The organism is Gemella sp. GH3, from assembly GCF_013415425.1.
Taxonomy (GTDB): Bacteria; Bacillota; Bacilli; order Staphylococcales; family Gemellaceae; genus Gemelliphila.
In genome coordinates this window covers 1-7,745 of the sequence record NZ_JACBYC010000136.1, presented here as the reverse complement: position 1 = coordinate 7,745, position 7,745 = coordinate 1, and the positions used below count along the sequence as shown (strand labels likewise).

Genomic DNA, 7,745 nt, shown 5'->3' with positions numbered 1-7,745 from the left:
GTATTTATCTTAAAATTTTATTTTGATTATGTTAAAACAATAGATTTGTAGAGTTGTAATAGGTTTAAACTATATAATTATATATCGCTATATTATATTAAATTTAAATAAAGTCTTGATGCAAATAAATGTTATAAAAAGGCTTATTATTCATTATTTAGTAGATTTGTGGTAAAATAAAGTATTATTTGTAGTAAAAATAAAGAGTGAAAGGAGACATTATGCAAAAAAATGATTATTTTATAGGAATTGTTACAGATTACACGCATGATGGATTAGGTGTAGTTAAGATTAATAATTTTCCGTTATTTGTAGAAGATGTAGTAGTGGGCGAAGAAGTAGAAATTAAAGTTACTAAATTAAAGAAAAATTTAGGATATGCAAAATTAATAAAAATTATTAAGAAATCTCCTAATAGAGTGGAAATTACAGAGAAAACTTCTGGAGCAAATCTATTACATTTATCATACGAGGAACAGCTGAAATTCAAGACTAATAAAGTAAAAAATATTTTTGACAAAATTTTAGGAAAAGATCAGGTTAATGTCTTACAAACTTTGGGAATGGAAAATCCTTATAATTATAGAAATAAATCTGTAGTTCCAGTTCAAAAAGAAAATGAAGAAATAAAAATGGGATATTATAAGCCAAGAACACACGATGTTATAAATAGCTATAATTGTAGTATTCAGTACGAAGAGCATAATATTTTAATAAATAAAATTAGAGATATAATTAAAAATATTCAGCTATCTGTATATGACGAAAAAAATCATAAAGGTGCTTTACGTCATATAATGTTTAGAACAAATCGTGATAAGACGGAGATTATGATTGGTATTATCGCAAAAGAAAAGTTTGCAAAATTAAAAGAGTTTGTTAATGAAATGGTTAGTTTAGATAATAGAATTAAGAGTATTATTCTTAATATTAATGATAAGAAAACGAATGTTATATACGGAGATTATACTGAAATTCTTTATGGAGAAGAATTTATTTCTGATTACCTAGGAAATTTAAAATTTAATATTTCATTAAAATCTTTTTATCAAGTGAATCCTATTCAAACAGAATTATTGTACAGAAAAGCCATAGAACTAGCGGACGTCAAGCAAACGGATAACGTAATTGATGCATACTGCGGGATAGGGACTATAAGTTTATTCGTTGCAGGTAATGCTAAGAAAGTTTATGGAATAGAAGTAGTAGAGCCAGCAATAAACAATGCTGTAGAAAATGCAAGAAATAATGATATTGATAACGTAAAATTTTTATTAGGAAAATCCGAAGAAGTTATTGAAGATTTAATACAAAATAAAGAAAAAATAGATGTGGTAATAGTAGATCCTCCTAGAAAAGGATGTGAAGAAAGCTTCTTACGTAATTTGAGTGATATGAATATTCCTAAAGTGGTTTATGTTAGTTGTAATCCAGCAACTTTAGCTAGAGATATAAATATAATGAAAAATTTAGGATACAATGTTGGTGATATTCAGCCAGTGGATATGTTTCCACAGACAGTGCATGTTGAGTGTGTGGTATTGCTGCAACGAAGTAAAGAGTAAAAAACCTTTATTTTAAGTATTTTTCATTTTTATGAAGACAGTATAAATTTTAGAAAAAATATTGAAAAATATTTTGATTTAGAAGTTTGTGTTGATATGCTCTATGTATATACAAAATAGTATGCTAATAAAAGTAGAAAAACTTCTTGTCTTTTTTATTTTAAAGTAAAAATAAATGAGTATATTATTTGATGAGTGTCCTACTATCTCTAATAAAATATTAGCAATAAAGATTGAATTAAACGGAATCAATAGTTTTACAATAAATAACAATATTGGTAGAATTTAATGAAAAACAAGGAAAAACTATTGTGATGACAGATTTTGTACTTATAATTCAATAAGAAACTGGTAAGAAAAATATTATGAGTATAGATACTATAATAAGAACATTTAATAATCTAGAAAAAATCTGCTAAAATAGTATAATATTGGCAATGATAATTGTGATACTTAGAAAGGAGTTAATATGGCAAATATATCACAGCAAAAAAGACAAAAAATGCTAGAGTTTTTGGAAAAATTAAAACAAGAACATCAGGATGATGATAGTCTAAGAGCTTTAGGAGAAATTGAAACGGCACTAAACGAAAAGAAATACGGTTTGGTGTGGGAAAGACATATAGAAAAAGTAGATGAAATGTTAGAACATAACATACCTGTATTTTGTGAAGATAGACAAAGAAAAATAGTAGCAGATGAAGATGATGGATACAACTTCTTATTAGAGGGAGATAACTTACACTCTCTAAAACTTCTTGAAAAGACACACAAAGGTAAAATTGATGTTATCTATATCGATCCACCATATAATACAAAAAATAAAGAGTTTATTTATGAAGATAAAATAATAGGATTAGATGATTACTACAGACATTCTAAGTGGCTTTCTTTTATTCATGAGAGACTTAAAATCGCTAAAAACCTTTTAAATGAAAAGGGATTTATACTTATAAGTATTGATGAAAATGAATTTGCTCAATTAAAATTACTTTGTGATGATATTTTTGGAGATATGAATTATCTTACTACATTTATTAGAAAAACAAAATCAATGACCGGAGATGATGGTAATGGACTTAATATTCAACATGAATATCTTCATGTTTATGGTAAAAATAAACTTTCATCATTTTTTATTGGAGAAGAAAAATCATTAGAAGGATATAGTAATCCTGATAATGATCCTAATGGAATTTGGACATCTGGAGACCCAAGTGCTAAAAGTGGTAGTGATAGTACATATTTTCCTATTGAAAATCCTATTACAGGACAAATTGATTATCCTCCAACAGGAAGGTATTGGGCATTTTCATTGCAGACTATGAATCAATATATAAAAATGGGACGAATTAAATTTAAAGATACAATAAAGAAAAATCAAAGAGGTTTTATTTTCAAAAGATATGCAAGTAATTTAAAGACTCAATTTATGCCTGTAGATACTTTGTATTTTATTGAAAATGAATTTATGAATTCTGTAGCTACAAAAGAGTTATCCGTATTGGTTAAAAATGAAAAATTTGACTATCCTAAGCCAACCTATTTCGTTGAAAAATTAATCAAGTTTACTTCGAATAAAAACTCAACCATTCTCGATTTCTTCGCAGGAAGCGGGACAACTGGACACGCAGTTATGCAACTCAATAAAGAAGACGGTGGAAACAGAAAATACATCCTTTGTACGAATAATGAAAACAACATTTGTGAAGAAGTTACTTATCAAAGATTAAAAAATATTCAAGATGAATTGCCACACAATTTAAAATATTTCAAAACAGATTTTATTTCTAAGTATGAAAGCGATGAAGATGAGGAAACTATTTCTGAAAAGATGTTAGAACACATCAAAGAACTAATTGAACTGGAACACCATATTGAAATAGATAACGAAAAATATATTATTTTAGATGATGAAGATGAATTGAAAAGTATTGTGGAAAATATAAAAGAGGGTGGTAAATTGTTTATTACATCTGGAATATTTCTATCAAGAACGCACCAAAGAATATTAGATGATAAAAATGTAACTGTAGTAGATATTCCTGAATATTACTACAGAAGTGAACTTAAGGAGGTTGGAGAGCTATGATTGGATTAAAACTTAAAAACTTTCAAGAAAAAGCAGTAGATTTTCTTTTTGAAAAAACTACAAATATTAACTCTAAACCTAAAATTATTATGCAAAGTCCAACAGGAAGCGGTAAAACAATTATCTTAGTTGCATATATTGAAAAATATCTAGATTATCATGAAGATGATATTATCTGTTGGTTTTGTCCAGGTAAGGGAGAACTTGAGGAACAATCAAAAGAAAAAATGAATCGTTTTGCTCCTAACTTGAAGACTGGTTCTCTATTTGATATTTTATCAAGTGGTTTTGTTTCTGGTACAACCTATTTTATAAACTGGGAAACAATTACCAAAAAAGATAATACTGCTATAAGAGATAGTGAAAGAAAAAACCTTTTTGAAAGAATTTCTGAAGCACATAGAAAAGAGAAAAACTTTATTATTATCATTGATGAAGAACATCAAAATAATACATCAAAAGCAGGTGATATTATTTCTAGTATCAATGCAAAATATGAAATTAGAGTATCTGCAACACCTAATAAAAAAGTTGTAGGAGAATTTCACGAAATATCAGAAGTTGATGTTATTAATGAGGAATTAATTACAAGATTTATGTACATTAATAAAGGATTTGAATCAGTAAGTGTTACTAATCCAAAAAATGAAGCTGAGATTTTACTTGAAAAAGCCGATGAAGTAAGAAACGAAATTGCACAGGCTTATATGGATGAAAAAGAAGATGTTAGACCTCTTGTGTTAGTTCAATTTCCTAATCTAAATGATGAACTTATTGAATTTGTTGAAAATAAATTAAATAGTATGGGATATAGTTATGAAAATAAATTACTTGCTTCGTGGTTTAGTGCTGAAAGCAAAGAAGATAAAGCCAGAAAATCTAAAAAACTAGGAAAAATAAATATTGGAACAACAGATGAAGATAGTATTACAAAAGCTAATGCGATACCTGTATTTTTACTTTTCAAACAAGCACTAGCTACTGGATGGGATTGTCCTCGTGCAAAGATACTTGTAAAACTTCGTGAAAATATGAGTGATACATTTGAAATTCAAACACTAGGTAGACTTAGAAGAATGCCTAAAGCAAAACACTACGGTAAAGATATACTGGATTGTTCATATCTGTATACTTTTGATGAGAAATACAAATTAGATGTTATTAAAGCAGGTAGTGGATTTGAAACAAAAAAACTATTTTTAAAAGATGAAGCTAGAGCTATCAAACTTAAAAAAGAGTTAAGAAATAAAGATGGTAACTATGTAGATGAACAATTAATGCGTAATCGTATTTATGAATTTTTCAAAGATAGGTATTCATTAGATGGAGTAAAACAAGATAATAGAATCAGACTTGAAAACTCTGGATTTATTTTAGGAACAACATTAAAAAGAAGCTATTTAACTGGTAAGTATTCTACACTAATGCAAGTAAACGAAGAACAAGCTCAGTATGGTGTTATGGATATGGAAGTCAATACGCACATTCATGGTATTGATCGTCAACACTGTGTTGATGCAATTAAAAAGCATATTGGACTTAGTTATGATAAAACACATCAAATACTTAAAACTCTATTCTTAAAGGGTTTTGGCAATAAAAGATATAAATTACTCAATCTAAATTTAAGAGAGTTTTATGCTTTTATTATTAATAATGTTGATAAATTGAAAAAAGATTTTATTGAATTTTCTGGCAAAAAGTATGAGCAACAAACATTTTTAGAAAATAGGGTAGAAGATTTTTCAATTCCACTAGAAGAACATTATCGTTACGTACCATTTGAACCTAATGTTAGAAATTTAGAATCAAATGTGTATAAAGAGTACAACACTTCTATGATTACAGATGATTTTCGTTCCACGTCAGAAAGATTATTTGAAAAATATTGTGATAAAAATCCGAATGTGAAATATGTGTATAAAAATGGAAATAGTGGACAACAATACTTATCAGTAGTTTATGGAACAAATTTTGACAAACAACGATTATTCTATCCCGATTATATTATTCAATTACATGATGATTCAATCTGGTTAATTGAAACTAAGGGTGGAGAGAAAAACGGACAAAGTAAAAATATTGATGTTCAAATTGAAAATAAATTTGAAGCCTTTAAAGAATTTGCCACAAAACATGGATATAATTTTGGCTTTGTAAGAGATAGAAATGATGAATTGTATCTCAATAATACTTATTATGTAGAAAATATGAGAGATAGTAGTTGGAAACTACTAGAGGAAATATTTTAATAATTAAATTTTGGATGTATAATATTCAGTGTAGGACGAAAAATCTCTATGCTGAATATTGTGGGTGTACAATATATATGTTTATAACATCTATGTGTTTAAAAATATTTTACTATTGATATAAAACCTAATATAAAGCAAAAAACATAAGGTATATCAACAAAACAACATAAAGTTGTTTAAGGTTGTATAATGGATAATAAAAAGGTATTATAAGGGTTAGATGTATAATCCTAACTCTATCTTTTTATTAGTTATTAAGATTCATAAACATTTCATATGTGATATCTGTGATATCATTTTATTTCGCAGTATTTATTATATTATTTTTGCAAAAGTGCAATTTTATTGATATGATAAAAATATTAATAACACTCAGATATTATATACAAGGAGATAATAATGATAGAAATCAAACCTGTTACACAAGAGAAAGATATTTATAGGCTTTGGGAAATTGGCTTTTCACGAGAAAATATGGAGTGGACTAAATGGAATGGACCATATTTTGATGATTATAAAGTTTACACTTACGAGCAATTTAAAAAAGAAATGACATTTTATCGTTCGTCAAATAATTGGGGGATTTTTGTAGACAATCAGTTAGTTGGTATGTTATTTCGCTACTGGGAGTGTGAAAAAACACGTTGGTTAGAAATTGGTATCGTAATTTATGACGAAAATTGTTGGGATAAAAAAGTTGGTAGAGTTGCACTATCTTTATGGATAGATAAAACATTTGTTGATTTCACTCAAATAGAGCATATAGGACTGACAACGTGGTCTGGAAATATTCGTATGATGCGTGTAAGTGAACGTTTAGGGATGAAACAAGAAGCTTGTATTCGTAAAGTTCGTTATTGGGAAGGTGTGTATTATGATTCTGTTAAATACGGTATTTTACGAGAAGAGTGGGAAAATCACAGAGCGCAATATTAATTAAATGAAAGTATAGAATTTAAGTTATAATCAAAAATTATACGAAATCATTGATAACAGTAGATTATTATGTATAAATAAATATATTTTACTATAAAAAATATATTTAGATACTATTTTAGGTGGTGCTTTTATTTATTTAAATGATAAGAAAATATTTAATATGCTAGCTGCGATGAACTACACGTTAATTGGCTTAAGTAAAAATATGATTAAAAATACGGATAAAGAAAAAGTAAATTGAAAATGAGTGGATGGAAAAGTTGAATAAATTTTTAGCCGATATTTCAAAAAGATTGAAAGAATTTTCTAATTAACTAAAAGGGAGTAGTTATAATCTACTCCCTTTTTGCATTATACAAGGTTACTATTTATTGTATTTTTTAATATTTCGATGTTGTTAAAATTTTTTACAATATAAACAATAATCGTTACAAAAGTTACTACAAATATAAATTTATATATGTTGTACATTATCTTATATATAATACTATCGTTAACAAACTCATCTACATAGTTATTAATAATAAACATAGGAGTTAGCACTAGTGATATTATTATAATTTTTTTAATTTTATTATTCATATTTTCTCCTTTGTTTTTATGTATTTACAATTATATAAAATTTATTTAATACAATTATTACTAAGCTACAGCTTAATGGTAGCATAGAAAACACTTGTAAACAATATAAAAATAAAGTCGAATTATAAAAAATAAATTAAATATATAAATAGAAATATATACTAATAAATTATAAATATTGTTGTAGTTCATTGTAAAGATTACATATTAGCTAATATATAAAATATAAAAGTATACTAAAAAATAAAAATTAAAAGTGAAAATAAATTGTTTTCTCCAAGTAGATTATGTATTCTTTACATAGATTATATG

General features: G+C 26.4%; 5 protein-coding genes. 4 read left to right on the top strand and 1 reads right to left on the bottom strand.

Annotated features, from left to right (window positions below):
• Window positions 1-221: 221 nt before the first annotated feature.
• The 4 genes from rlmD to HZY83_RS05660 all read left to right on the top strand — a co-directional run bounded on the left by rlmD (window position 222) and on the right by HZY83_RS05660 (window position 6,848).
• A complete protein-coding gene (gene rlmD, locus HZY83_RS05675) occupies window positions 222-1,565 on the top strand; it encodes a 23S rRNA (uracil(1939)-C(5))-methyltransferase RlmD (protein WP_179943089.1) in 1,344 nt (447 codons plus the stop codon).
• A gap of 469 nt (window positions 1,566-2,034) precedes the next feature.
• A complete protein-coding gene (locus HZY83_RS05670; protein WP_179943088.1) occupies window positions 2,035-3,657 on the top strand; it encodes a site-specific DNA-methyltransferase in 1,623 nt (540 codons plus the stop codon).
• Window positions 3,654-5,909: a DEAD/DEAH box helicase gene (locus HZY83_RS05665; RefSeq protein ID WP_179943087.1), complete on the top strand. Its 2,256-nt coding sequence runs from the start codon at window positions 3,654-3,656 to the stop codon at window positions 5,907-5,909. The genes HZY83_RS05670 and HZY83_RS05665 overlap by 4 nt, the downstream gene beginning before the upstream one ends.
• A 402-nt stretch (window positions 5,910-6,311) precedes the next feature.
• Complete coding sequence (locus tag HZY83_RS05660; RefSeq protein ID WP_179943086.1) at window positions 6,312-6,848, top strand: GNAT family N-acetyltransferase; 537 nt, start codon at window positions 6,312-6,314, stop codon at window positions 6,846-6,848.
• A 354-nt stretch (window positions 6,849-7,202) separates the two neighbouring features.
• Here HZY83_RS05660 and HZY83_RS05655 read toward each other — a convergent pair whose 3' ends face one another.
• On the bottom strand, window positions 7,203-7,433 hold the full coding sequence (locus tag HZY83_RS05655) for a hypothetical protein (protein WP_179943085.1): 231 nt from the start codon (window positions 7,431-7,433) through the stop codon (window positions 7,203-7,205).
• Window positions 7,434-7,745 lie beyond the last annotated feature (312 nt).

Bases quoted from the DNA above. Each gene is read 5' to 3' on its own strand.
- HZY83_RS05655 (WP_179943085.1), bottom strand. From the start codon at position 7,433: ATGAATAATAAAATTAAAAAAATTATAATAATATCACTAGTGCTAACT.
- HZY83_RS05670 (WP_179943088.1), top strand. From the start codon at position 2,035: ATGGCAAATATATCACAGCAAAAAAGACAAAAAATGCTAGAGTTTTTG.
- rlmD (WP_179943089.1), top strand. From the start codon at position 222: ATGCAAAAAAATGATTATTTTATAGGAATTGTTACAGATTACACGCAT.
- HZY83_RS05660 (WP_179943086.1), top strand. From the start codon at position 6,312: ATGATAGAAATCAAACCTGTTACACAAGAGAAAGATATTTATAGGCTT.
- HZY83_RS05665 (WP_179943087.1), top strand. From the start codon at position 3,654: ATGATTGGATTAAAACTTAAAAACTTTCAAGAAAAAGCAGTAGATTTT.